Here is a 2562-nt window from a genome sequence, read left to right as displayed (position 1 = left end):
GATTCTGAGTTGGCTGTGGAGTCGCGCGTCAAGAATCCATTCACAATAGATCGATTCAGCGGTGGGAAACTTCTTTAGTCAGAATCATTTAGCTCAGGAGGCCGAATCAATTCGCATGTAAATCCCTGGTTCCAGGCTATTCCAGGTTACGCACTTGATTCGTTATCGCGAGTATTGGGACTGCCACTCGGCTCGCGGCTCAACCTGATGATTCTGTAGCTGGAACGCAGACATGGTTAATAACTGGTTCTGGAACCAAAGGAACCCTTAATTATTTGAGCTAGATTCTAGATCAACCGTATTAGCTTCGGCTTGGACGCTTGTGGCAGTCCCAGGCATATGCGGTGTCGGATTTTCCCGCCGGTCAGGACGGATGCCTTTAGACGCCGAGTGGCCCTTCGGGTCACCGACGCTACCCTCTGGATCCGCACGAGGAGGCCCAAGCGATACGGCACTGAAATAATCCTGTGAGTTCCTTGCGATGTGTCTCAGTGCAAAGCCGCCGGTAATCGCGCCTAGCTATCGAAATGGCTGATTACCATTGCGATGACTACCAGCTGACGCGGGAAGGGAATGTTTCGGTACCTTTGGACACATAGAGCGTTCGGCGCTGTGCTGCTCACCCTCTTCGCGGCAGGCTTGTACATGAAGCCGATAGCCGCTTGGTCCGGGCTCGCGCTACTGCTCTTTTTGCGCCTAACAAAGGTCCACTCGTTTCTTCTTATCTATGATCTGACCGACCGGGCGGCTAGAAAGCATGTCCGGACTCTGATGACCAAACGCGCCCATATGCTTTCGCCCGACGAATACGGGAATGTGTGTGAGGAAAACTGGGACAAGCACCTCAACACTTTCATCAAGAAAACCCTCCTGCCAGAGTTCGAGCGCCGGAAGATCGATCATCTTCTAACCAAGGATCCGAAGCAATCCGCCGCCCGTTTGAGGACGCGGATCAACCGAATCATCGACCGCTACCAGCCAGCCGAGCAGGCGGGCGAATTCGATGAGACGATGACGGGCAGTGAATTTGAACTCTACTGCCGCAATATCCTGCAGGACGCCGGGTGGCACGCGGCTTTGACACCAGGATCAGGCGATCAAGGCGCCGACATCATCGCCGAAAAGGAGAGCCGGCGGGTTGTCATCCAGTGCAAATTCTACAATGGCACCGTCGGCAACAGGGCTGTTCAGGAGGCATATGCTGCCGCGGCCTTCCAGGATGCCCCCTATGCGGTAGTGGTCACCAATTCGGTCTTTACCAGGTCAGCCCACCAGCTCGCGCACAAGAATGGCGTGCTGCTAATGCACCACACTGATCTGCCACGGCTTGAACTGATGGTCAGCAGCGGGGCGGGCGCCCGCTGATACAAGATTCCATTCAGGCGTCTGATACATTGAGGAAGTCATCGATCGACAACTGCGCTGAACTGGCGGGATTCGCCTTCGACTTTTTGGGCGCCGCCTTGATGCCCGCCGTAACAGGCTGCTTGCGTGGGATGGGCGTATCTTCAGACTGCATGCGCTTCATTCGAGCCTTCGCTTTATCACGTGCTTGCGCTTCCTCAGACTGCGGATCTTCCGTCAGCCACTTTCCGCGTTTGATGACTTCATTCACCCGACCCTGGTTGATCCCAAGCTGGAAGGCGATTTCCTGCTGGGTCATGTCGGTGGTGCTATGCAGTTCGAGGATCTTGCGGGCGAGCTCCGGCGTCATCTTCCGGCCGGAGACGCGACGGGCCGGCGCGACCGACCGCACCTTCTTCTCCTCCTTGCGCATCTTCTCGAGGATCGCCAATGCCATATTCATGCCTTGGGCGCGCAGGGCTTCCTCAAACTGCTTCAGCGTGGCCAAAAGCGAGACTCCTGAATTCCTGCCCCGATGCACTCACACCGGTTCAGACAGACTTATGAACGCAAAGAGGCAGTGAGATAGTCCCCGTGTCCCGCACGGCGATGTGGATAGGCCTGCCGAACTAAGCGGGCCGGGAACAGGATAGAGCCCAGAATCCGCGGTTTTCAAGCTTGGCTATTCAACTTGGTTGTTGATCTGTTCTTATTCAGCTTCGCGCTCCCTCAACAAGAACACTCACTCAACCGCTAGGCGGTATGGACCTGGTCCGTGGCGATACCCTCCTCCCCTTCCACAACTGTTGATTAAGTAAGAGGTCTCAGCTGCAATTTGGGCAGATAATCTCTTCACCTTGCGATGTGACAGCTTGACCGGGGCTCTAACGGCGGCTGGATGAAACTTCAGTGGCAGGTCAGAAATATATGCGCGATACGGCAGTGAACAGCCAAGCTTTGCATGTTTCTTGAAAAGGACAAAAATAATTCCTATCTGCTTAGGATCAGTAAAATCAGCGCACGTTATTCTCAAGCTGCTTCCGAGAAGCAGGCATGGCGTGGCCGCTGCGCAACCTATTCTTGAATAAAACTGGACGGATTTATGCCTGCTGTTGCGACCTACAGCCTGACCGGCAACGCTTACATCGATGGTGTTTTGGGGGACCTGAAATGGGCGGTCAACAGCCTCACCTACAGCTTTCCGGCCAGTGCCTCCTA

2 protein-coding genes are annotated in these 2562 nt (G+C 54.9%); one reads left to right on the top strand and one right to left on the bottom strand.

The window, feature by feature from the left end:
- Positions 1-612: 612 nt before the first annotated feature.
- Positions 613-1365: a restriction endonuclease gene (locus JKL46_RS34540; protein ID WP_201842943.1), complete on the top strand. Its 753-nt coding sequence runs from the start codon at positions 613-615 to the stop codon at positions 1363-1365.
- Between the two features lie 13 nt (positions 1366-1378).
- Here the strand turns inward: JKL46_RS34540 and JKL46_RS34535 are convergent, their stop codons facing one another.
- Positions 1379-1852: a sigma factor-like helix-turn-helix DNA-binding protein gene (locus JKL46_RS34535; protein ID WP_201842941.1), complete on the bottom strand. Its 474-nt coding sequence runs from the start codon at positions 1850-1852 to the stop codon at positions 1379-1381.
- Positions 1853-2562: the final 710 nt, after the last annotated feature.

The sequence above is a fragment of the Microvirga zambiensis WSM3693 genome (genome assembly GCF_016735695.1).
GTDB classification, from domain to species: domain Bacteria; phylum Pseudomonadota; class Alphaproteobacteria; order Rhizobiales; family Beijerinckiaceae; genus Microvirga; species Microvirga zambiensis.
The sequence above is the reverse complement of the archived record's forward strand: the minus strand, read 5'-3'. Positions and strand labels throughout refer to the sequence as shown.